This is a genomic window from Pseudoalteromonas sp. 2CM37A (assembly GCF_023161885.1).
In the GTDB taxonomy this organism is placed as follows: domain Bacteria; phylum Pseudomonadota; class Gammaproteobacteria; order Enterobacterales; family Alteromonadaceae; genus Pseudoalteromonas; species Pseudoalteromonas atlantica.
Map to the genome: position 1 here is coordinate 227599 of NZ_JALNTJ010000004.1, position 22112 is coordinate 249710.

Sequence of the window (22112 nt, forward strand, 5' to 3'; positions counted from 1 at the left end):
AAAATACAGTCTAACTCTTGAGTTACTCACTTATAAACCTTATAACTAGGTCAGTATTAATCACCTAAAATAAATTAGGTACAAACCCAGCTGACGAGGAAGTCTATTTATTATGGCAGCTAACGCATTCAAACAATTAAAAACGTACTTAGATACACAAATTATTGGCCAGCCAGAGCTTACTCAAGCACTCCTTATTGCCATTTTAGCTGATGGCCATTTATTAGTAGAAGGCCCGCCAGGGCTTGCAAAAACCCGTGCTGTTAACGCCCTTGCTAAAGGTATTGAAGGCTCGTTCCAGCGCGTACAGTTTACGCCCGACTTATTACCTGCCGATGTAACCGGCACCGATATTTACCGCCAACAAACCAGCGAGTTTGTGTTTGAGAAAGGCCCTTTATTTCATAACCTTATTTTAGCCGATGAAATAAACCGTGCCCCAGCAAAAGTACAATCAGCACTACTAGAAGCCATGGCAGAGCGCCAAGTAACGGTAGGCAAAAATACCTACCCGCTAAGCGATTTGTTTATGGTAATGGCGACCCAAAACCCGCTGGAGCAAGAAGGGACTTACCCGCTGCCAGAGGCACAATTAGACCGCTTTTTATTACATTTAAGCATTGATTACCCAGGTGCAGAGCACGAGCTAGACATACTGCGGTTAACCCGTGGTGAAGCACTTAATGAACAACAAGCGGTTATGCAACAAATTACCCAAAGCGATTTATTTGCCGCTCGCCAAGCTATTTTAGGCTTGTATTTAGCCGAGCCGCTTGAGCAATATTTAGTACAGCTTATTATTGCCACTCGTGAAGGGGCTAAGTTTGATGATCAACTTGGCCGTTGGATTGAGTTTGGCGCAAGTCCGCGTGCCACCATTGCACTTGATAAATGTGCCCGTGCCCACGCTTGGTTACATGGCCGCGACTTTGTAGCACCCGATGACATTCAAGCCGTTGTACATAATGTACTGCGCCATCGTATTATTTTAAGCTACGAAGCACAGGCTGATGGCATTACTAAAGATCAGGTTATAAGCCGCATTGTTGAACTTGTAGCCGTACCCTAAGTTATGCAAACACAATTAGACTCAAAGGCGTGGCTAAAAGAAAGCCACAGCCACGGTGTAAATTTAGCGCTAAAAGAACTGCTGTATTACAAAGCTAAAGCACAGTTATTAGAGCTGGCACCTAAGGTTAAAATTAAAAACAGTTTAACTGGGCAATACCTTGCGCCCCATAAAGGCCGAGGCATGGAGTTTGCCGAAGTGCGTCATTACCAGCAAGGTGATGACATTCGCTCTATTGACTGGCGAGTAACAGCGCGTACCGGCGAAACCCATACAAAGCTTTTTCAAGAAGAAAAAGAGCGCCCTGTTTTTGTATTTACTGATTTTTCAAACTCTATGCTATTTGGCTCAAAGCTGCTGCTTAAGTCGGTACAGGCTGCGCACATTAGCGCGCTAGTTGCGTGGTCGGCGTGTCAACGCGGAGATAGAATTGGCGGTATTGTGTTTAATCAACACTCGCATTTAGAACTAAAGCCCAGCGCCCGCGAAAAAGCGGTATTAAAGCTGTGTCATAATCTATGCGACAGCCACCAGCAAGCACTTAACAATATAGATAAACAAGCAACCAACAACTTTAGCGATAATTTAAAACGCCTTAACCACTTAGCTAAACCTGGCAGCTTAGTGTATTTAGTCTCTGACTTTAATGCCTTAGATGATGCAAGCTTTAAACAATTAGAAATACTAAGCCGCCACTGTGAGCTGATAGGCTGTCATATAAGTGATCCGTTTGAACATACGCTCCCCGCGTTTAAAAACGCTGTCACGGTTAATGCCAACGGCCAAGATTTTGCGCTACCGCTTATGGATAAAAGCTTTAGAGAACGCTTTGCAAAAAACGCCGAGCAAGCATTTAGCACACGTCTAAATCGCTTAACTAAATCGGGTCTTAACTTAATATCATTCAATGCAGCCAGCCCGCTTGAGCTGCAATTAGTGAGAAAATAACCATGCAAACCAATCCACTCGATGGCCTGCACGATATAATAGCGCCAAGCCAAGTTAGTTGGTGGCCACTCGCCCCTGCTTGGTGGGTTATTATTACCCTGTTGTTTATAGCACTGTGTGCAGCTGCTTTTTGGTTTTACAAAAATTATAAATTTAAAAAGCCTAAGCGCTACGCAATCGATTTAAGCCACAACGAGCAAAGCGCGCAAACACTTCATATTATTTTAAAGCGCCTAGTAATAGAGTATTACGATAAACGCCTAGCAACGCAATCAACAGCTAACTGGTGTAACACACTTAATACCTTAACCGGTTTAAGCTTTACCGAGCATGAGCTTTTAAGCCTGTATAATGCGCAGCAAACCAATGACGCGCTTAACGAAAAATTACGCCAAGGCATAAAGCAATTTAAACTAAAGGAGCCAGTACATGTTTGAATTTAGCTGGCCATGGTTGTTTTTATTACTACCTCTGCCCTTATTACTTTTATTATTAAAACCTACTGCCAGTAACGCCCATACCCGGTTACGTATTCCAAGCTTTGCCAAACATAATTTAGCCAGCCAAAGCCTTGAAAAAAGCGCACGTAAACTAACTATTTTTGAATGGCTACTTTGGCTATTACTGGTCACTGCTGCAGCCAACCCGACATGGTTAGACGACCCTATTTCATTACCAAACGAAGGGCGCGATATAATGCTTGCGGTCGATTTATCTGGCTCAATGACCGAACAAGACATGGCTTACAACGGCCAATATGTTGATCGCCTCACTATGGTAAAAGCGGTATTGAGTGACTTTATAGAGCAGCGCCAAGGCGACAGGTTAGGCCTAATATTATTTGGCGACACCGCATTTTTACAAACGCCACTGACTCGCGATGTTAAAACCGTAAGTAAAATGCTCAGTGAGTCTCAAATAGGCTTAGTTGGACGTGCCACTGCTATTGGCGATGCGCTAGGTTTATCAGTAAAGCGTTTTGCCAACAAAGATAAAAGTAACCGTATTGTGGTGCTATTAACCGATGGCCAAAACACCGCAGGTAATTTAAAACCTGAAGATGCCCTACTCCTTGCCCGCGAGGAAGGCATAAAAGTATATACCATAGGTGTTGGCTCAGATAACCCCCGTGGATTTAGCCTATTTAATATGGGTGGTATGAGTGGAGGCAGCTTAGATGAAAGCTTGTTAAAAGACATTGCCGAACAAACCGGTGGGTTATATTTTAGAGCCAAAGATGTAGCTGGCCTTCAGCAAATTTACGCAGAGCTTGATAAGTTAGAGCCAATTAGCGCAGATGAGCAAACATTTCGCCCGCAAAGCTCATTGTTTTACTACCCACTACTTATTGCTATTTTACTCATTAGTTTAAAAGTAATGTTAAGCACCTTACGTGCATTAAAGGAGCCTAACTAATGGACTTTACATTTATTCGTCCCGCTGTTTTGTGGCTTTTAATACCTGCACTTGCGTTGTTTTTTATAGCCTTTATTAAGCATAAAAAACAAAGCGCAGATAACCTAATTGCCCCTCATTTGGCGCCGTTTATTATGAACGAGTCAAACACTAAAGCCAGCCAACCACTTTGGCTGGTCGCTGTATTTTGCTGTTTAGCTATTATTTTTAGTGCAGGCCCTAGTTTTGAAGAAAAACAGGTCCCTGTATTTCAAAGTAAAAGTGCCCGTGTGATTGTAATGGATATGTCGTACTCAATGTACAGTACCGATATAGCACCAAATCGTTTAATGCAATCACGCTTTAAAGCACTCGATATGATTGAGCTATTTAAAGAAGGCGACACCGCTTTAGTTGCCTATGCCGGCAGTGCATTTACTATTTCGCCACTTACAAATGATGCCACTACGCTTACTAATTTAATTCCGAGTTTAAGCCCCAACATTATGCCCGACAAAGGCTCTAATGTTTTAGCTGGCCTTGATATGGCAAAAGAGCTTTTAACGCAAGCAGGCTATATTGATGGCGATATAATATTAGTCACCGATGGCATAGACCAAGAAGAGCAAAGCGATATTACTAGCTTTACCAGTAATTCTTCTTATCGGCTAAATATTTATGGCGTAGGCACAGAGCAAGGCGCACCAATTAAATTACCTGAAGGCGGTTTTTTAAAAGACAGCTACGGTCAAATAGTCATCCCCACCATTAACATAAGCCGCTTAAAAAGCCTAGCGACGCGCAGTGGTGGAAAGTTTGCCCTTTACCAACCAAGCAGCAGTGACATAGCCACTTTTGCACCAAGTGCCAATAGTGAGTTATTAAAAGATGAAAAACAAAGCCATGCCCTGTGGCGCATAGACGCAGGTATATATGGGTTACTTATTTTACTGCCCTTAGGCCTTTATTTATTTAGAAGTGCAGCATTTGTAGGTGCCTTTTTAGTACTCAGCGTTTTGCCAACCCAACAGGCAAGTGCATTAGAGCTCCCCTCTTTTTTAAAAAACACTGATCAGCAAGCGCTTGATGCTTATAAAAATAAAGATTTTGAACGGGCCGTCAATGCCGACTCAAGCAGCTTAAAAGGGTCTGCATTGTACCAACAAGGTAATTTTGATGCCGCACTAGAAGCCTTTAGTAAAGATAAATCAGCCACTGGTTTTTATAACTATGCCAACGCGCTTGCCAAATCAGGACAGCTAGAACAAGCCATAGATGCTTACAAACAAGCACAAACGCTACAACCTAACTTTAGCGAAGCCGCTGATAACCAAGCTTTGGTTGAGCAGTTGCTCGAGCAACAGCAGCAACAGCAGCAACAGCAAGAGGGTGATTCGCAAGATAATCAGCAACAATCTGATCAAAGTGAGCAACAAAACAATCAGCAATCAGATCAAAGCCAACAAGGTGAAAATAGCGATTCTCAATCAGAGCAAAGTCAAGGCGAGCAATCACAAGATCAGCAAGGTGAGCCAAGTGATGAGTCTGACACTGAGCAAGACCAACAAAGTGCTGAGTCGGGTTCACAATCAGATAAACAAAATGAGCCAGAACTACAAACTCAGCCGCAAACTAACCAAGAGCAAAAACAGCCTGAGCAAACAAACGAAGAACAAGCTGAAAATACTCAGCCGCAAACAGCGCAGCAGCAAACGTTAACAGATGAGCAAAAGCAAAACGCTCAACAACAAGCCGCGCAAGCACAAACGCGTGAGCTCACCAACGAAGAGAAAGAAAAAGCCCAGCAGCTTAACCAGTTATTAAGAAAAGTACCGGACGATCCGGCAATTTTATTACGGAATAAAATGCAATTAGAAGCCCAAAAAAGACAATATCAACGTCGCCCTACAGGAGTAGAAAAATCATGGTAATGCGATTATTTTGCTGTTTATTGCTATTAAGTGCGATGCCATCATGGGCCGCCACCAAATTAGAGGCAAGTGTAGATAAAAACCCAGTCCTTGCTGGCGAATTTTTTATGCTTAACATTTCAGTTGACGACACAATAAAAAGCGAGCAACCCGACACCTCGGTGTTACTTAAAGACTTTGTAGTTGGGCCAACAAGTTTAAGTACGCGCACCAACATTATAAATGGCAGCATTAACAAGCAAACAACCTGGTCTGTTAAGTTAATGACCCGTAATGAAGGTGAATACACCATTCCGGCTTTTAACGTGGCCGGTTTAAGCTCGCAGCCAATAAAATTAAAAGTGGCAAAACGCGCTGCCGATGCTGATAAAAATAACGATATTTTTTTAAAAACATCGCTCTCAAGTGACTCGTTGTTTGTTCAAGAAGCTGGCGTATATACGATTAAACTCTACCTAGCAAAAGAGCTGCTTGATGGCAGCCTAAGTACGCCCAGTATGCAAGATGCACAGCTTACTCAATTAGGTAAACAAACCGAAAGCTATGAGCTTGTAGATGGTAAACGTTATTTAGTGATCACCCGAGAATACTTACTACAACCGCAAAAAAGTGGTGTATACACCATTGTTGGCCCTACGTTTCAAGGCCGTGTACAGCAAAATTACCGCCAATTAGAGGTGTCGGCTTTAGGGGATGATCAGCAACTTGAGATAAAACCTATCCCGGCAAACTATAAAGGCGCATGGCTACCCAGTGAGTTAGTTAATATTGATGAGCAGTGGCAGCCTGATGAAAATACAGTAGAAGTTGGCACGCCTATTACACGCACTATTACCTTAACCGCATTAGGGGTTACTAAAGAGCAACTGCCTGAAATTGATATGAAAACCATTGCGGGAATTCGCAGTTACCCCGATGATGTAGAAACAAACAATGCCGTAAGAAACGGACGGGTTGTATCTCAGCAAACAGCGTCATTTGCGTTATTACCACAAAAAGCAGGCACTTATACCCTCCCAGAAATAACACTGCCTTGGTATAACACCAAAATGAACCGCATTAGCTACGCTACATTGCCTGAGCGCACTATAACGGTAACACCAAGCGCCAATGCTATAAACCCAGGTGCTATTGCAAACGACAACCTTAATACAGGTGAGCCAACTTTGCCTGCTAATAAAGTAAGTAATACACAGCAGCCCAATACAGCAATAGCCGCGCCACAAAGTGTTATTCCGCTTTGGTTAATTATTGTTGCTGTGCTTGGGTATATTTTTTGGATAATCACTGCAATTTTTTATTGGTTAAGCCGTTCTACTAATAATGAGCTAAAAAATAACAGTGTATCTGTAAATAAAGCCCAGCCACTTTCATTAAACTCGCTTAAAAATGCAGCTAAATCAAATAATCTCAATGCATTTTATAGCGAACTAAATGCGGTAGCGATTAAGCTAACGGGCAAAAAAGTGACTGCGATAGATACGTTAATACACAACATCAATAATGATGAACTGGCGACTCAGGTTAACCGTTTACAGTCAGCTCTTTATGCAAATAGCAGTGCGGATGTCGATCTTAATGCTATTATTAACATAATTGAGCAGCACCAAGTTCAACGTACAAAGTCGCAACAAGCTGTATTAAAAGACCTTTATTAACTAGTTTGATAAATTTAGGTCTTTTCATGCATTAAATAATAAATTTTAATTAAAAAAGTACTTATGCTTGGAAAGAAAAAATCAAATAATCAGGTCTTAGTTGATATGGCAGAGAAACAAAAGCGCTATGAAGCCTTGGTCCATGTATATAATAAGGAGCTTTATCGCTTTGCTTATTGGTTATGCCGTGACCCACATATTGCAGATGACCTAGTACAAGAAACGTTTTTACGTGCTTGGCGCTCGCTTGACTCATTATTGGATCAAAAAGCCGCCAAGCCGTGGCTGCTGACTATTTTGCGCAGAGAAAATGCACGTCGCTTTGAGCGCAAGCAGTTTGACTACAGCGATGTGGAAAACGATACACTTGTCGATGAAACCAGCCATTCGTTAGATGATGAAATGGAGCAAACGGTTATCCAACGCCAAATTGCGCTGCTATCTGATGAATACAGAGAACCCTTACTTCTGCAAGTTGTTATGGGGTGCTCTGGTGAAGAAATAGCAGAGATTCTCGATTTAAATAAAAACACGGTTATGACTCGTTTGTACCGTGCCAGAAACCAACTTAAAGAGGCTTTAAGCCGTGATGATGAACAACTTAAAGGGGCATCAAAATAATGGATGAACTTGAGTTTCGTCGACGCACTATTGCGCAGCCAAACGATTTAGATAAGGAGCTTTTAGAGTTTGCTAAAGAGAGCTCTGAGCGACAAAACTTTATAAGCGATATGAAAGACTTTGATAAACAAATTCAAGATGCGTTAGATGTGCCTGTGCCTGACAACCTTGCTGAGCGTATTCTTTTAAACACCTCGTTAAAAGAAAAAGCAATGCAAGAAGAGCAAGCAACTGGGGATAACGTTGTAGATGCACGCTCACGTTTTAAGTTTGACCGTGTTCACTTAGCCCTAGCCGCGTCTTTTTTTGTAGCTATTGGCGCATTCTTTTTTAGCACAGAGCAACACATTGCTCATGAAGCAGGCGAACATGCTTTAACCCATGTTTACCATGAGATTACCGCCCTAAAAAAAACCAATGCTATTAGCCTACAAAGCGTTAACGATAAGCTTGCACTACTAGGCGCTCATATAGAAGAGCTGCCAGGTAAAATTACTTATGCGATGTTTTGCGACTTTAAAGGTGAAAAAGGTCTGCACTTAATTTTTGAGTCGGATTTTGGCCCCATGACGGTCTTTATTGTTCCTTCTGAGAATAAGTCGTTTGGGTTTGGCGAAGATGATTTTCATGATGCGCGCTTTGCTGGTCATATTAATCGAGGCGACAAAGCCGATACTATTTTAGTGGCTAATTCCGGCGCGCCAATTAATGTGTACAACGAACGGGTTACCAATGCCATTCGCTGGCTGTAACTAGCGCTTAACGACTAAAAACCGCTGAGTAACACTGAGCGGTTTTTTTGTGCCTATTCAGCGCTCATTTTTCATCCAAAACAATTGATTTTAAATGTAATTATTAATTTTTACTGAAAAGTTAATTATACTCACCGCTCAGTTTAACTTAGGGAATTACATGAAGAACATCATCGTTATATTTTCATTACTTGCACTACTGTGTACAGCAAGTTTTGATGCACACGCACGCAAAAAGTTTGGTAGTAGTAAACGCGGTACAACCCCAGCAACACAACAAACCACACAAAAGCAAAAAGCCGATACCACAGCACCTGCAGCTAAGACAAAAAGCAGTAAAAAAGGCATTATGGCCGGCGTATTAGGCGGATTGTTAGCCGGCGGTTTAATTGCCGCTATGCTAGGAGATAACTTTGAGGGCATGCAGCTATTAGAAATTATTTTATTAGCAGGCGTTGCCTTTATTTTGTTTAAACTTATTACGGGGTTTATGCGCGCTCGCAACTCCCCGCAATTAGCCGGTACTCACGCTACGGGGCACTCTGCTTTTAAGCAAGCAGCCCCAGAGCAACCTACCAGCAGTGGTTTTACCCAGCAAAGCGCACACACTGAGCAAGTACCTTTCAATTTACCCCCTAATTTTGACGTAAATGGCTTTTTACAAGGCGCGCGTAGCCACTATCACACTATGCAAACTGCGTGGAATAATGCAGATTACGCCACGATGGCTGAGTATTTAAGCCCATCGTTAGCTCAAGAGTTTAAAACTGAGCGCGAAGCGATTGAACGGGTAGCGACTGAGGTGATGTTTATTAATGCCGAGCTTGTGCGCGCTGAAACAACAGCAAATTCGTGGCAAGTAAGTGTGCAATTTAAAGGCAAATACCGCGACTTAGACGATAAAAAAGAAGAGCCTATTTTAGAGATTTGGCACCTTGAGCGTGCTACCGCCTCAGATGCACCGTGGCTGATTGTAGGCGTAGAAGACTTAATCGATAGCGAATAGTTCTGTAGTTATACCAATTCGCTTAATTAAGTGATCTACTATAAGGGTGGATAAACGTGTTGAGAGCTCGGCAAAAAAATTCGCTATTTAGGTGTTTTAATTTAGAGTTTTTTTACGCAGGTAGCGACACGTTTAGCCCCGTAAAATGATTAAGTATTATTGCGGATTGGTATTGGTGGCAAACGCTGGCTAATTGGTATAAATAACAGCTAAAAAAACCGCCCAGCCTAAACTTTAGGCTGGGCGGTTTTTTATTACTGTTATGTAGTAGTATTATTTACAAACTTCAGCAACGGCGTTTGCGAAATACTCAATGTTAGTATCACTAATACCCGCTACATTTACGCGGCTAGAACCAACAATGTAAATACCGTATTCTTTTTGTAGGCGCGCAATTTGCTCTTTATTAATACCTAAGAAAGAAAACATACCGTGTTGACGTTCAATAAACGAAAAGTCTTGCTCTATCTCTTTTGCTGCTAAGCTTTCTTTAATTAAGCTACGTAAACCATTAATACGATTACGCATTTCATCAAGCTCACTGTGCCACATTTGTGTAAGCTCTGTGCTGCTTAAAATAGTGTTTACAATGTCAGCACCATGCGCTGGAGGCATTGAGTAAATACTACGAACAACGCTTAATAGCACTGAATTTGAAATATCAGCGGTTGCAGTGTCTTTTGCAATAATTGAACACGCACCAATACGCTCACGGTATAAACCAAAGTTTTTAGAACATGATGAACAAATAATTAGCTCTTCTACTGCATCAGCTAAAATGCGCAGTCCACGTGCATCTTCTTCAAGTGACGAGCCAAAGCCTTGGTAAGCAATATCAATAAGTGGTGTAAAGCCAACTTCTTTTGCAAGCTGAGCAACTGTGTTCCACTGTGTCTCGTTTAAGTCCATACCACTTGGGTTATGACAACATGCATGAAGTAGCACAATATCCCCTTTTGGTACTTGCTTAAGGGTGTTTATCATGTCGTCGAACAATAGATCTTTGTTTTCGTAATCGTAGTACGGGTATTCTTTAACGTTTAAGCCCGCAGCTTCAAACAAGCTAATGTGGTTTGCCCATGTTGGCGTAGTTACCCACACTGTTGCCTCTTTATTGCAACGCTTAACAAATTCAGCCGCAACGCGAAGTGCACCTGTACCACCTGGTGCTTGTGCAGTACGTACGCGGTTTGCTAAAAGAGCTTGGTGCTCACCTAGTAATAGGTTTTCCATTTTTTGACAGTAGTCTAAGTTACCCGCTAAACCAATGTAAGATTTGCTTGTTTCGTTTTCTAAACGAAATGCTTCAGCTTTTTTTACCGCTTTTAATACCGGTGTGTTGCCTTGCTCATCTTTATAGACACCTACACCTAAATCAATCTTGTTAGGGTTTGTATCTTGTTTATAGGCTGCCATAAGGCCAAGAATAGGATCTGTTGGTAATGGTTTTAATTCTGAGAACATTAGCTATCTCTTATCATTAATTAGGGGTTGGCTGTTGTAGTAAGCTTAACATAAAAGCTTACCTTCTTGGCTAGTGATATTTACACTAGAAAGTGAGGAATTTTAATGCAGCACGCAACTAATACAGCCAGTGTACGGCTATCAAAAAGTCGTTACTAAATGCCTCTGCATCTATAATACCGACGCATTCATGTTGCTCATTAAATAAGGGTAAACAGGTTTCAGCTTTCACTTTAGGGTCGCACGTATAATACTCGCCACCTTGTGCTAAATAGTTTTCTACGTTGTTAATTACACGCCCGCGCTTAGACAATGCAACTTGTACATTATTGCTGCCTGCTGCAAATGCTTCAGTAAGAGGAAACAGTGGACGGCTTGGCGCACCTTGATACGCCAGCTTTAATAATTGCGGACCCTGAGCAGTGTCAACCGCTTGATAAATACCATACCAATCGACCTGTGTTTGCTGCTCTATGTAATTTACTATATTTTGTAGGTTTGCTAGTTTTTGCTCGTTTTGTGAAGTCGCGCTCACGTGATCAGTAAGTTTAAATGGCTCATCTTGTAAATAACCAAACAAACTACACGCACCGCCTTCACCGAGTTCAGGAATTTGATATTCCCAACGTACAGACGGTAGCGCGCTTGCAGCAATATACTGTTCTAGCTGCTCTAGCTCTTTGGCAATTAATTGTGGGTCTATATTTAATTGCGCAATATCAAGGTAAGAAGAAATCATTTGGCCATCCATACATCTAAAATTTTTTAGATAATAACATGGAAATTTTTTCTGAGCTATAGCAACTTGTAACACATTTCGACTTGGTTACCACTTGCGTTATACGTGACTTTTTCTGCCACTTCTTCGAGTAACGATAAGCCACGACCAAACTCTGCGTTGAGTTCGGTACGTGTAGAAGAGTCACTTGAGAACCCCCTACCCGAGTCACAAATAATAAAGTATAAGCACAAGGTATCTGGGCAATAACGCATATCAATAATAATCATCGCCTCTTTCATTTTACTCAGTGCTTGCTCTCTTAATTCATAGTATTTAAAAAAGCCATCGTCTTGTTTTTTTATGTCTGAATCAAGGCCTAACACACCATGATCAAGTGCATTGTTATACGCCTCAGAAAGCAATAAAAATATATTTGAGCGATGCGACCTAAGCCCCTCAACACTGCTTAATACATTAACAACATCATACACAGGGTCTGTGCATTTAATTTGCTGCGCGTTCAAGCTAAGTGAAAAGTTAAATGCCAAATTAGAATACGCCTCTTTGGCCTCAGGCTCTGGGGTTAGCGGCAAACAATTAAGCAGCACTAAGCTTAAGTCGTCCAATTGCTCACTGCCATTGGCAAAGGTATTTACATTATCTATAACACGCTGACTGCTGATCATCGGCTTGCTTTTAAGTGCTGCTAAAAAGCGCTGCTCACCATAAAAAATATCGGCGTCGTTGTTAGTTTCTATTATGCCATCGGTTGAAAGCACCAAGCGGGTGTTTTTATCAACTTCTAAATTAATTAGCTCATATTCAAATTCATCGCGGTCTAAAATCCCCAGTGCCATGTGTTGCGACTCAAGCGTTTGCTTTACTTCACCATCGGTATTTATTAAGTACGCATCTGGTAAGCCACCAAGCCATGCTGAAATACTTTTGCCCGAGGCACTGAGCTCAATAATAGTCGCCGCGCAGAACATGTGCTCTGGCAGTAAATTATGCAGTAATATATTGATCTCAGAGGCGATATCGTTAACAGCCATGCCTTTTTGCACCATAGTGTAAAACACCCGTGATGCAGGTAATGCTCCAATCGCGGCCGCTAACCCATGCCCGGTAAAATCACCCAACATGCAATATAAATTGCCTATTGGGCTTTGCGCGACTAAAAACATGTCACCGTTAAACATAGAAGCAGGAGAAAGGCTAAAGTCTAAATGGTCTTTAAACTTATCTTGGTTTTCGAGCGAGTTATTAAAAATGTGCTCAATTATTTCGTGCTCGCGCTCTATTTGATTGCGATGATACTCAAGTAAGGTGTTTTGTTGATGGGCTTTTTTACTTAATTCGCGTGTACGGCTGTGCGCTTTAATTTTTGCGTTTAAAATTACTTTTTCAAACGGCTTCTGAATAAAGTCATCCCCGCCTACTTCTAAACAACGCTCAAAGCTGCTTTGATCTTCAAGTGAAGTAATAAAAATAATGGGTAGATAAACGTCGTTGTATCGCTGCTTAATCAGCTTTGCTGCTTCAAAGCCATCCATTACCGGCATAAGTACATCGAGTAGAACAATATCAATCGCTTCTTTTTCTAACACCTCGAGTGCTTCTAGGCCGTTAAACGCAATTGATATTTTATAGTTTTCTTCGAGCAGCATTTTTTCGAGCAGGATGCGATTAAGCGCCTGATCGTCAACAATAAGTACGTGGGTCATTAGTTAATATCAAACTTCTTATCAAAACGTGATATTTGCAGTATTTTTTTAAGCTGAGGCTGACAATTACTGATCTCTATTGTTTGTACCTGGCTTTCAATGGTTTTTTTCATGTTAAGCAACATACCAAGAGCAGAGCTATCCATGTAGTCGGTCTCTCTTAAATCGATAATCACTTTATTTGTTTTAGGCTCAATTTGGGCATAGGCTTGGCGAAATGATTGCACTAAATTAAAGTCAAATTTGCCTTTAATTTGTATCGTTAAAGTACTTTCATCAACCGATAAACTCTTTGTTAAACTCATTATAAACTCCAATAATATTTCCTTTGACCTAAATATAACCTGTTAAAAGTATTTAGCAAAAATAAAAACACTCGCCAGCAAATTTGTTATTATTTAATACATCAATAAAAACGTTTATTTAGGTAAATTATGAGTGATAACCGCTTAGTATATTCAACCGATATGGGCCGAATTAGCCAGCCAAAGGTTGAGCAAGAACCCACCGCAAAACTATTTAAAGATGGCTTTATCCGCATAGAGCGCCAAACTAAGGGCCGAAAAGGTAAAGGTGTGATGTTGGTTGTGGGTATAGATCCAAAAGCGCACGAGCTAAAAAAGCTAGCTAAAACCATAAAAAGTAAAATGGGCCAAGGTGGCGCGGTAAAAGAAGGTATTATTGAAGTTCAAGGCGATGATCGCGAAAAATTAAAAGGGATTTTAGAAACCCTTAAATTTAAAGTAAAAATTGCGGGTGGCTAAACCCGCAACCTTTTATTTGCTACTAGCAATGTTAGGCGCATCGTTTAATTTTTTGTATAACGCTGGCAGTTCGCTCTCAGCAATCGGTTTGCTGTAATAAAACCCTTGCACAATATAACAATTATTATTTTGCAAAAACTCTACTTGTTCAATCGTTTCAACCCCTTCTGCAACTACGTCTAATTTAAGCTTTTGCGCCATGGCTATAATAGCGGCGGTAATTTCCATGTCATTAGAATCAGCAGGGATATCTTTTACAAACGAGCGGTCAATTTTTAATATGTCGACCGGGAATCGTTTTAAGTAACTTAGCGACGAATAGCCAGTACCAAAGTCATCAATCGATATTGAAATACCCAGTGCTTTTAGTTCGTGTAACTGCGTAATGGCAGCTTCAACATTGCCCATTAGCATACTTTCGGTAAGCTCCAAGTGTAACCGCTTAGCACTTACCCCTGTTTGTTTAATAATACTGCTGAGCATGGGCACTAAATTAGCGTCTTTAAACTGACGTGCCGATAAATTAATAGATACGTTGTTATCTCGTCCATCTTGCGCTAAACGCACGGCAAACTCGCACGATTGCTGTAGTACCCACTCACCGAGTTCAACAATAAGTCCTGTTGCCTCAGCAATAGGAATAAACTTGGTCGGCGATATAAGCCCTTCTACTGGGTGGAACCAGCGTAGTAGCGCTTCATAGCCTACAACGTGCTGAGTTAAAGAGTTTATTTGCGGCTGATAATAAACCTCAAACTGTTTTTCTTTAATCGCATGGCGTAATTCGTTTTCAATGAACAGCCTTTCATTGGCAGCCGCGTTAAGCTCTTGGCTATAAAAGTGGTAAGTATTACGCCCTTTGGCTTTTGCCTCATACATTGCTAAATCAGCATGTTTTAAAAGCTGATCTTCTTCTAGGCTATCGTAAGGGGCCATTGTAATACCAATACTAGCGCTGACTATTACTTCGTTATTGCCAAGCTTTATAGGCACATTAAGTGTTTTTTGAATAGTATTTGCGACATCACTGGCATGCTCTTGGCTTTCAATACCACTGAGTAATACAGCAAATTCGTCGCCCCCTAGGCGGGCAATTGTATCTTCGGCGCGTAAGCGTGCTTTAAGGCGGTTAGCAACTTCAATTAGTAACTGATCGCCTGCATCGTGGCCTAACGTATCGTTAATGCGCTTAAATTCATCTAAATCAAAGTAAAAAAGTGCAAACGCATAATGGCCGCGCTCAGCCAAAGCCATTGATTTACGCAGCTGCATTCTAAAAAATGTTCGGTTTGCTAAGCCCGTTAACGTGTCAAAGTACGCAAGCTGCTCCATTTTGCGCTGGCTTTCTTTAACAAACGAAATATCTTGTGCGGAGGCTACATAACTGGTGATCTCACCGCCATCTTCGCGAATAGGAGAAACACTTAACGATACCCAAATAGGCTGTTTATCATTGCCCTGAATCAAGGTATCACCACGCCAGTAGTTTCTACTGCGAAGGTCGATATTGATATCTTCAACCAAAATGGCCATCTCAGATGCGATAATATTCAACAGCGGCGCGCGGTTAAAGTGGCTCTCTGGGTAGCCTGTCATCTCAAGCATTTTGGGATTAACGTATTCTATAACAAAGTTTTCATCGGTGATCACCACGCCGGTTCCTGAGAAGGCAACGGCTTTAGAGAGCCTATTAGCGGCTTTCTCGGCAATTTCTTTTTCTGTAATTCGCTGGTTTAACCCATCTATAAGCTTACGAATTTCTACGGTCATATCTCTAAATGAGCCGTTTAGCGTGCCTATTTCGTCTTTGTTCTCTGGCGGGAATTCGGTTAGTAATTGCCCTTTACCAAATCCAGTAACTGCATGTACTAATGTGTGAATTCTGCGAAGCACTAGCTGATACAGCGCTTGGTGTAACAATAAGGCAACCAAGACCGCATAAAGCACAAACAAGCCAAAAAACTTCAGTTTTAAATCTTGCAGAGCAGAGAGCGTTGATGAGCGTTTTTTATAAACCCCAATATACCAGTCTAATTTATCAATTTTACGAATATTAATAATGTGTGCTTCATCGTTTTGTACAAACGAATTAGCATACTCTGGTAATTTCATGGTAATTGCTTCATTTATAATGGCTTGCAATTGCGGATTAACGAATTCGTTTGTTGTTATTGTTTTATCTTTGCTGCCATAACTTGCTTGTAGCGCGGGGTTGAGACTCGGGTGAGCAAGCAGTTGGCCTTTTTTATCAAATACCAGTAAATGTTTTTCTTTATCGCCCACAGGTAAAAATGAAATCAGCGTGTTTAAATCTATATCGCTGCCGGTCACCCCTAAAAATTCATTTTCAACATACAAAGGGACAAGCAAACTAATAACCCATTTATGCCACACTTTATCGTAATAAACCTTAGACCAAACGGGTTCTCTGCTGGGGTTTAAATCACTTTGTACATACTTAAATGTTGCACCATTAGAGCCTCTGAGTTCAGCCGGTGCGTTTAACGCCCAATTGGGAGGCGAGACACGGATGAAATCGTCTTTGGTGATCATATAAAAATTAAAAAAGTCGTGAATTAAGGTTGGTGAAATGACTTTCCATAACGACTCTGAGTTATTAAATAAACGCTTATAAAAAGGAGAATAATGCTGCTGAGGAAGAAATGCGGCTGAAAGGCCGTCGCTCGATGCACTGCGTATAGTGCCGTCGCTATTAAATTGTAACTGGGTTTTGTTAGATAAATTGATTGCTGAACTATCACTAAATAGCTGCTCTGACACAACATTATTAGCCTGTTTGGCAACGGCTGATTTTGTTTTGATTAGTGCGTCAAATTGCCTGATAAGTAATTCGGTGGAGCTTTTAAGTACTTCATGCTCTTCGAAAACTAATTGTTTTTCTTCAGATTTAAGCATCAGCGCGGCAGCGCACACACCGGCAATTAAACAAATTGCAGATATAAGCAACGACAGCTTTACACTTAAAGAATTTAGTCCAAAACGCGATGGAGGGCGTCTATACACCACAGGCCAACCTTACTATTTTAGTTGTTGTTATTTTTAGCTAATACCTGAAATATACCAGATCCCTATTCATATTTATAAACTATTTGTAAATTTTATCTAAATGTTAGCTAGGAGCTGATAATTATTCATTATGTCTATTTAAACTGGCTTGCTTGTTGACTTTGCTAGTAACACCTCATACATTAACAGCATGAAAATTATCTTATCTTGCACTTTTTTTTCTTTTTTTAGCTTCTTTATATAAAAGAGGCTGAACTGTTTGTGAGATAAAATCAATCGAATAGCAAAGCCTCCCACTTGGGAGGCTTTTTTGTTTTAGTTGCACTAAGCAACTTATTTTTGGAATGAGGAAACCAAAATGACCAACGATGTTTTAAACGCGCTCAGACACGATATTAACGAAATAGACTCCGATCTATTGGTGTTATTAGCTAAGCGCCGCCGTATTAGCCATGGTGTTGTTGAGTATAAAATTGCGAATAACAAACCGATTCGTGATGAAGCGCGCGAACTAGCCTTACTCGAAAAGCTGATTGGTTATGGCAAGTCGCTTGGTCTAGATGCGTATTATGTAAATAACGTTTTTCAAACCATTTTGGAAGACTCTGTGCTGCATCAGCAAGCCATGCTGCAAAAAAACTTAAACCCCGATGCATTAAGCGAAACACATCGCGTTACTTACTTAGGCGGGCAAGGCTCGTACAGTCAACTAGCATGTCATAAATACTTTAGCCGCCGCCCTGGTAAGTTAGTCGAAATTGGCTGTACCTCGTTTGATGAAATTACGGGCAAAGTAGAAAATGGCCAAGCAGATTTTGGTTTGCTGCCTATAGAAAACACCAGCTCGGGCAGTATTAACGAAGTATTTGATTTATTACAACATGCTCAAGTATCAATTGTAGGTGAAGTTACACACAGTGTAGAGCACTGCTTACTTGCTACCCCAGATACTGAATTAAGCCAATTAACCAAAATTTATGCTCATCCTCAGCCATTTGCTCAATGTAGTCGCTTTTTACAAGGCCTCGGTGATTTACAACATGAAACCTGTGATTCAACCTCAAGTGCTCTACAGTCAGCTTTAAATACGCCAAATAGTGCGGCTATTGGCTCAGCGCAGGCAGGTAAAAACGTTGGCCTTGAAGTGATTAAATCAAACCTTGCGAATCAAAGTGAAAACCACAGCCGCTTTATCGTTGTGGCGCGCAAACCTCTGCAAGTATCTAAACAAATACCGACTAAAACCAGCCTTATAATGGCTACTAAACAACAAGCAGGTTCATTGGCTGATGCGTTAATGGTGTTTAAGCAACATCAAATAAACTTAGTTAAACTAGAGTCTCGTCCTGTACCGGGTAACCCGTGGGAAGAAGTGTTTTATGTGGACTTAGAAGCAAACCTTGCCGATAGCCAAGTACAACATGCCTTAGAGGAGCTAAAAGAGCATACTCAATATGTGCGCGTTTTAGGCTGTTATCAAAGTGAGTCTTTACAAGCTGTGAGTGTTAATACCTAACCTAACACGCAAATACTAAAAAGGGCCTAAGTAGGCCCTTTTTTAATCGCTCATTTAAAATGCTTTCAACGTATAGCTTAAGTAACTACACATTTTTAACCCTTTTAATCTAATACCTTGGCGTCATTTGCTTTATTTAGCAGGCTACGGCTTTGCGTCAAAAAGTGCGCGGTAGAGTCTGAAAAATACGCTTTAGCATCAGCAAATGCATCGATGAGTGCGCCTTTATCTCCCGCTTTTAGCTTTTCAAGAGTTTGTGCAAAGGTCTCTTGATACTGCGCTAATAAACTCTCAACATTATCAAACTGGGCCAACATTATATCAGAGTATAGCTCAGGAGATTGCGCAAATAAGCGCCCTACCATCATCAGCTCTAACTGATAAATAGGAGACGAGCAGCTTCTTAGTTCCTCAAGCGTATGGCTTTGCTTTGCTAAAAACTGCCCATAAACAAAGGTCGTTAAGTGGCGCATTACTTGTATTATTTGCATTGCTTCATCATGCTTTTTAGCATCTAGCTCAACAAGTTGGCAACCCCATACTTGCAACTGCTGTAGTAAGCCTTTCGCAGCATCATGCGCTCGGCCTTCACAAACAACAACAGTTTGTTTAACCCAGTGAGAAATATCAGGGCCAAACATAGGGTGCAGGCCAACAACGGGCCCAGAGTGCGCCGCCTTTAATGCCTTAATGGGTGATTGCTTAACTGAGGTAATATCAACAAGCAAACAGTCATCATCAAGTTTAGGTAGCTTAGCAACAACGGCCTCAAGTGCATTGATAGGCACACTGATCATCACTAATTTTGCGCCAGCTAAAATGGCTTTAGCATCGTTTTGCTGATCTTTATCTAAAATCTTAACTTCATAACCTGAACGAATAAACTGCTGAGCAAATAACTGGCCCATTGCCCCTTGCCCACCTACAATTACAATAGGTGATAAATCAGGAGCTGCACAGGCAAGTTTAGCTTGTTGGTTTTGATAGGCTTCGCGCATCATGCGCCTTAATATGTCTTCAACAAGTTCAGGGCTGACTCCTTGTTTAATCGCTTCATCACGACGAGCAGCGAGCAAAGCAGCTTCTCTTTCAGGGGCATGCAGGGGGGCGCCATTTTGCTGCTTAATAGCACCAATTTTTTGGGTTATTGCATTTCGCTTTGCAAGTAAAGCAACTAATTGCGCATCGCATTCATCAATGCCATCTCGTAATTGTGATAAATCACTTAATTCAGCCACGTTTCTCATTCCACCTATAAACAACTCATTTCGTAAATATATATTTACATTTAAGTAAACTAATCAATACGTTAAATACTAACAGGATCAAGTATGGGTTAAAAGGCTAATGTAGCAACGCGAGTGAAGATTACTTAATACAGAGGGATGCTTTTGTGAAGAGGTAGTATGTTATTTAATGCTTAGAAACCAAAACGGGTTGCAACCGTGAGGCTGCAACCCGTTTTCTTTGCGTTGATAAACAGCGCGTATTAGTTAAGTTTTTCTCTAATACGTGCAGATTTACCAGAACGCTCACGTAGGTAGTAAAGCTTAGCACGACGAACCGCACCGCGACGCTTAACTGTTACGCTATCAATAAGAGGGCTGTGCGTTTGGAATACACGCTCAACACCTTCACCGCTCGAAATTTTACGAACTGTGAATGCTGAGTGAAGACCACGATTACGCTTAGCGATTACAACACCTTCAAAGGCCTGTAGACGCTCTTTGTTACCTTCTTTTACACGTACCTGTACAACTACTGTATCACCAGCGCCGAATGCTGGTACGTCTGTTTTAAGCTGCTCTTCTTCAAGCGCTTTAATAATATTTTGGTTTACTTTTGCCATTATGTTTCTCACTTTCCTAGGTGTAACTGTCTTCTAGCCACAAGCTTTTTGGTACTCTTGCTGAAATTGTGCGAGTAATACCGCTTGCTCCTCAGTCAGAGCTAGGTTATGCAACAAGTCAGGACGTCGTAGCCAAGTTCTGCCTAATGACTGCTTAAGCCGCCATTTTGCAATCTCTTGGTGGTTTCCACTGAGTAGTACAGCAGGCACCTGTTTGTCGTCCAGTGTTTCTGGCCGTGTATAGTGAGGACAATCTAGCAAGCCATCCGAAAATGAGTCTTGCTCTGCTGACTGGTTATGACCTAACACGCCTGGCACTAATCGCGCTACTGCATCAATTAATGTCATGGCAGGTAATTCACCACCACTCAAAATAAAATCACCAATTGACCATTCTTCGTCAACGTATGACTCTATTATTCTCTCGTCTATACCTTCATAGCGACCGGCAATCAAAATCAGCTTTTCAGAGTTTGCGAGTTCGCTAGCCCCTTGCTGATCTAATTTGCGCCCTTGCGGGGACATATAAATTACTTTTGCGCCATCACCTGCCGCTTTTTTAGCGTCAAGAATGGCTTGTTTTAATGGTTCAACCATCATTAACATACCTGGGCCGCCCCCGTAAGGGCGGTCATCTACGGTTCTGTGCTTATCTAAAGCATAGTCACGTGGATTCCAACAGTTAAAGTCAATTAAGCCATTTTTCACTGCGCGACCAGTGACACCTTGGTGTGTAATAGCATCAAACATGTCTGGGAAAAGGCTTATCACCCCTACCCATAATGAACTAGTTTGAGTCATTAAAACCCAGGATCCCAGTCTACGGTAATTTCTCTCGCTTCGTATTTAACTTCTTTAATTACTGAATCAGTTAAAAAAGGAATCAAACGCTCAGCTTGACCAAATGCATCTTTACTGTTTGCCTTAACAACCAGTACGTCATTCGATCCTGTCTCCATCAGGTCATCAACAGTGCCTAAATTATAACCTTTATCAGTTACAACCGACATGCCAATGAGATCTCGCCAATAAAACTCGCCTTGCGGGAGTTCTGGTAATTGCGCTGAATCAACAGATATTTCTGCATGGGTATAAGCCATTGCTTCGTCTCTGTCGTTTACTTGCGCAATTTTAGCGATAAAGCCTTTGTTGTGGCGACGCCAGTCGACCACTTCTAAGGTCTGCCATTTACCTTGTTGCCCTATCAACCACGGGCTGAAATCGAAGATCCCTTGGGGATCATCAGTAAATGAATGTACCTTAAGCCAGCCCTTTATACCATATGGGGCACCGAGCTTTCCTACGACAATAATTGATGAGGTGTTCTCTTGACTCATGGTTACACTTACGCCTATTAAGCCGCTTTACGAGCGTCTTTAACTAACTTAGCTACACGATCAGAAAGACCTGCGCCCTGACCTACCCAGTGATCAACACGAGGTAAATCTAAACGAAGTTTTTCTTCTTGACCTGAAGCAATTGGGTTAAAGAAACCAATTTTCTCGATGAAGCGACCGTCACGCGAGAAACGGCTATCCGCAACCACAATTTGATAGAAAGGGCGTTTTTTAGCGCCACCACGTTGCAAACGAATAGTTACCATACCGTCCTCTAAATAGATTGACTGTTTTCATTAATAAGATTTACTCCCCAGTATGGGGAGCTGG

At 41.4% G+C, this 22112-nt stretch carries 20 protein-coding genes and 1 pseudogene; 11 read left to right on the forward strand and 10 right to left on the reverse strand.

All coding sequences use genetic code 11. The features are described 5' to 3' along the window. Positions 1-112 precede the first annotated feature (112 nt). From MTF68_RS11100 to MTF68_RS11140, 9 genes are all read left to right on the forward strand, one after another. Entirely contained in the window at positions 113-1069 is a 957-nt protein-coding gene (locus MTF68_RS11100) for a MoxR family ATPase (protein ID WP_248462517.1), read from the forward strand. Positions 1070-1072: 3 nt separating this feature from the next. After that, on the forward strand, positions 1073-2017 hold the full coding sequence (locus tag MTF68_RS11105) for a DUF58 domain-containing protein (RefSeq protein ID WP_004587308.1): 945 nt from the start codon (positions 1073-1075) through the stop codon (positions 2015-2017). Positions 2018-2019: 2 nt separating this feature from the next. Next, a complete protein-coding gene (locus tag MTF68_RS11110) occupies positions 2020-2454 on the forward strand; it encodes a DUF4381 domain-containing protein (RefSeq protein WP_029773479.1) in 435 nt (144 codons plus the stop codon). After that, the gene (locus tag MTF68_RS11115) at positions 2447-3433 is read left to right on the forward strand and encodes a VWA domain-containing protein (protein ID WP_248462519.1); all 987 of its coding nucleotides are present in this window, start codon (positions 2447-2449) and stop codon (positions 3431-3433) included. The genes MTF68_RS11110 and MTF68_RS11115 overlap by 8 nt, the downstream gene beginning before the upstream one ends. After that, the gene (locus MTF68_RS11120; RefSeq protein WP_248462521.1) at positions 3433-5343 is read left to right on the forward strand and encodes a VWA domain-containing protein; all 1911 of its coding nucleotides are present in this window, start codon (positions 3433-3435) and stop codon (positions 5341-5343) included. Before MTF68_RS11115 ends, MTF68_RS11120 begins: the two co-directional genes overlap by 1 nt. Further along, positions 5337-7001 (forward strand): BatD family protein, encoded by a 1665-nt coding sequence (locus MTF68_RS11125; RefSeq protein ID WP_248462522.1) that lies wholly within the window; start codon positions 5337-5339, stop codon positions 6999-7001. Before MTF68_RS11120 ends, MTF68_RS11125 begins: the two co-directional genes overlap by 7 nt. 63 nt (positions 7002-7064) lie before the next feature. Continuing rightward, on the forward strand, positions 7065-7622 hold the full coding sequence (locus MTF68_RS11130) for a sigma-70 family RNA polymerase sigma factor (RefSeq protein ID WP_039972214.1): 558 nt from the start codon (positions 7065-7067) through the stop codon (positions 7620-7622). Beyond that, a complete protein-coding gene (locus tag MTF68_RS11135) occupies positions 7622-8374 on the forward strand; it encodes a DUF3379 family protein (RefSeq protein ID WP_248462523.1) in 753 nt (250 codons plus the stop codon). Before MTF68_RS11130 ends, MTF68_RS11135 begins: the two co-directional genes overlap by 1 nt. Before the next feature lie 160 nt (positions 8375-8534). After that, the gene (locus MTF68_RS11140; RefSeq protein ID WP_248462524.1) at positions 8535-9380 is read left to right on the forward strand and encodes a Tim44-like domain-containing protein; all 846 of its coding nucleotides are present in this window, start codon (positions 8535-8537) and stop codon (positions 9378-9380) included. 273 nt (positions 9381-9653) lie between these two features. Here MTF68_RS11140 and MTF68_RS11145 read toward each other — a convergent pair whose 3' ends face one another. The 4 genes and pseudogenes from MTF68_RS11145 to MTF68_RS11160 all read right to left on the reverse strand — a co-directional run bounded on the left by MTF68_RS11145 (position 9654) and on the right by MTF68_RS11160 (position 13594). Continuing rightward, positions 9654-10844 carry an amino acid aminotransferase gene (locus MTF68_RS11145; protein ID WP_248462525.1) on the reverse strand — a complete coding sequence of 397 codons (1191 nt, stop codon included), beginning with the start codon at positions 10842-10844 and terminating at the stop codon, positions 9654-9656. Between the two features lie 80 nt (positions 10845-10924). Further along, positions 10925-11583, reverse strand: a pseudogene (locus tag MTF68_RS11150) (GAF domain-containing protein). A 56-nt stretch (positions 11584-11639) separates the two neighbouring features. Then, the gene (locus MTF68_RS11155) at positions 11640-13289 is read right to left on the reverse strand and encodes a fused response regulator/phosphatase (RefSeq protein ID WP_029773472.1); all 1650 of its coding nucleotides are present in this window, start codon (positions 13287-13289) and stop codon (positions 11640-11642) included. Beyond that, complete coding sequence (locus MTF68_RS11160; protein ID WP_004587319.1) at positions 13289-13594, reverse strand: STAS domain-containing protein; 306 nt, start codon at positions 13592-13594, stop codon at positions 13289-13291. The genes MTF68_RS11155 and MTF68_RS11160 overlap by 1 nt, the downstream gene beginning before the upstream one ends. A gap of 129 nt (positions 13595-13723) precedes the next feature. Between MTF68_RS11160 and MTF68_RS11165 the strand changes: the two genes are divergently transcribed. Then, positions 13724-14053, forward strand: coding sequence for a translation initiation factor SUI1 (locus MTF68_RS11165; protein ID WP_029773471.1), 330 nt, complete (start codon positions 13724-13726; stop codon positions 14051-14053). Positions 14054-14065: 12 nt separating this feature from the next. Here MTF68_RS11165 and MTF68_RS11170 read toward each other — a convergent pair whose 3' ends face one another. After that, positions 14066-17080, reverse strand: a complete 3015-nt coding sequence (locus MTF68_RS11170) for an EAL domain-containing protein (RefSeq protein WP_248462526.1) — start codon at positions 17078-17080, stop codon at positions 14066-14068. A 358-nt stretch (positions 17081-17438) separates the two neighbouring features. Here MTF68_RS11170 and MTF68_RS11175 point away from each other — a divergent pair, with 358 nt between their 5' ends. Next, a complete protein-coding gene (locus MTF68_RS11175; RefSeq protein ID WP_054982179.1) occupies positions 17439-18596 on the forward strand; it encodes a chorismate mutase in 1158 nt (385 codons plus the stop codon). 104 nt (positions 18597-18700) lie between these two features. Here the strand turns inward: MTF68_RS11175 and tyrA are convergent, their stop codons facing one another. The 5 genes from tyrA to rpsP all read right to left on the reverse strand — a co-directional run bounded on the left by tyrA (position 18701) and on the right by rpsP (position 22048). Next, a complete protein-coding gene (gene tyrA / locus MTF68_RS11180) occupies positions 18701-19834 on the reverse strand; it encodes a bifunctional chorismate mutase/prephenate dehydrogenase (protein WP_029773468.1) in 1134 nt (377 codons plus the stop codon). A gap of 251 nt (positions 19835-20085) precedes the next feature. Further along, the gene (gene rplS / locus MTF68_RS11185; protein WP_004587324.1) at positions 20086-20445 is read right to left on the reverse strand and encodes a 50S ribosomal protein L19; all 360 of its coding nucleotides are present in this window, start codon (positions 20443-20445) and stop codon (positions 20086-20088) included. A gap of 33 nt (positions 20446-20478) precedes the next feature. After that, a complete protein-coding gene (gene trmD / locus MTF68_RS11190) occupies positions 20479-21246 on the reverse strand; it encodes a tRNA (guanosine(37)-N1)-methyltransferase TrmD (protein ID WP_004587325.1) in 768 nt (255 codons plus the stop codon). After that, positions 21246-21782, reverse strand: a complete 537-nt coding sequence (gene rimM, locus MTF68_RS11195; protein WP_004587326.1) for a ribosome maturation factor RimM — start codon at positions 21780-21782, stop codon at positions 21246-21248. The genes trmD and rimM overlap by 1 nt, the downstream gene beginning before the upstream one ends. 17 nt (positions 21783-21799) lie before the next feature. Next, positions 21800-22048, reverse strand: a complete 249-nt coding sequence (gene rpsP, locus MTF68_RS11200; RefSeq protein WP_004587327.1) for a 30S ribosomal protein S16 — start codon at positions 22046-22048, stop codon at positions 21800-21802. Positions 22049-22112: the final 64 nt, after the last annotated feature.

Bases quoted from the DNA above. Each gene is read 5' to 3' on its own strand.
- MTF68_RS11100 (WP_248462517.1), top strand. From the start codon at position 113: ATGGCAGCTAACGCATTCAAACAATTAAAAACGTACTTAGATACACAA.
- MTF68_RS11105 (WP_004587308.1), top strand. From the start codon at position 1,073: ATGCAAACACAATTAGACTCAAAGGCGTGGCTAAAAGAAAGCCACAGC.
- MTF68_RS11110 (WP_029773479.1), top strand. From the start codon at position 2,020: ATGCAAACCAATCCACTCGATGGCCTGCACGATATAATAGCGCCAAGC.
- MTF68_RS11115 (WP_248462519.1), top strand. From the start codon at position 2,447: ATGTTTGAATTTAGCTGGCCATGGTTGTTTTTATTACTACCTCTGCCC.
- MTF68_RS11120 (WP_248462521.1), top strand. From the start codon at position 3,433: ATGGACTTTACATTTATTCGTCCCGCTGTTTTGTGGCTTTTAATACCT.
- MTF68_RS11125 (WP_248462522.1), top strand. From the start codon at position 5,337: ATGGTAATGCGATTATTTTGCTGTTTATTGCTATTAAGTGCGATGCCA.
- MTF68_RS11130 (WP_039972214.1), top strand. From the start codon at position 7,065: ATGCTTGGAAAGAAAAAATCAAATAATCAGGTCTTAGTTGATATGGCA.
- MTF68_RS11135 (WP_248462523.1), top strand. From the start codon at position 7,622: ATGGATGAACTTGAGTTTCGTCGACGCACTATTGCGCAGCCAAACGAT.
- MTF68_RS11140 (WP_248462524.1), top strand. From the start codon at position 8,535: ATGAAGAACATCATCGTTATATTTTCATTACTTGCACTACTGTGTACA.
- MTF68_RS11145 (WP_248462525.1), bottom strand. From the start codon at position 10,844: ATGTTCTCAGAATTAAAACCATTACCAACAGATCCTATTCTTGGCCTT.
- MTF68_RS11155 (WP_029773472.1), bottom strand. From the start codon at position 13,289: ATGACCCACGTACTTATTGTTGACGATCAGGCGCTTAATCGCATCCTG.
- MTF68_RS11160 (WP_004587319.1), bottom strand. From the start codon at position 13,594: ATGAGTTTAACAAAGAGTTTATCGGTTGATGAAAGTACTTTAACGATA.
- MTF68_RS11165 (WP_029773471.1), top strand. From the start codon at position 13,724: ATGAGTGATAACCGCTTAGTATATTCAACCGATATGGGCCGAATTAGC.
- MTF68_RS11175 (WP_054982179.1), top strand. From the start codon at position 17,439: ATGACCAACGATGTTTTAAACGCGCTCAGACACGATATTAACGAAATA.
- rplS (WP_004587324.1), bottom strand. From the start codon at position 20,445: ATGGCAAAAGTAAACCAAAATATTATTAAAGCGCTTGAAGAAGAGCAG.
- trmD (WP_004587325.1), bottom strand. From the start codon at position 21,246: ATGACTCAAACTAGTTCATTATGGGTAGGGGTGATAAGCCTTTTCCCA.
- rimM (WP_004587326.1), bottom strand. From the start codon at position 21,782: ATGAGTCAAGAGAACACCTCATCAATTATTGTCGTAGGAAAGCTCGGT.
- rpsP (WP_004587327.1), bottom strand. From the start codon at position 22,048: ATGGTAACTATTCGTTTGCAACGTGGTGGCGCTAAAAAACGCCCTTTC.